Here is a 528-nt window from a genome sequence, read left to right on the forward strand (position 1 = left end):
GCCTGACGACAACACTGCACTCATTTACGTCAGCGGGTGTTTTTACCCTTTATAAATCCATGGATGAGCAAGTTAAACTTACTCAGGCTAACTTATTGTCAACGCTATTTGATTCAATAATATTCAAGTGCAACCAAAAACCTCAAACCAGGGATATTGATGCCATGGGAATCGCCAACCTGCTGTGGGCCATTGCGAAACTGGTAGACAGCGGGCAGGAGCGAACACCAGGGCTCAACGAAGCTGTGGCCGCACTGTTGCCCCACATGAACGCACAGAAAGACCAATTTATTACTCAGCATATTGCCAACCTGCTGTGGGCCATGGCGAAACTGGTGGACAACGGCCAGGAGTGGACACCAGGGCTCAAAGAGGCTGTGACCGTGATGTTGCCCCTCGTGAACGCACAGAAAAACCAATTTATTCCTCAGCATATCGCCAATCTGCTGTGGGCCATGGCGAAACTGGTGGACAATGGGCAGAAGCACACACCAGGGCTCAAAGAGGCCGTGGCCGCGCTGTTGCCCC

The 528-nt window shown here is 51.5% G+C and carries 1 protein-coding gene; it reads left to right on the forward strand.

Going from position 1 to position 528, the window contains the following annotated elements:
- On the forward strand, positions 1 to 528 hold a 528-nt coding region (locus J7438_RS27390; protein ID WP_209279161.1), incomplete at both ends, for a hypothetical protein.

It is taken from the genome of Thalassotalea sp. G20_0 (assembly GCF_017744175.1).
In the GTDB taxonomy this organism is placed as follows: Bacteria; Pseudomonadota; Gammaproteobacteria; order Pseudomonadales; family Endozoicomonadaceae; genus Endozoicomonas.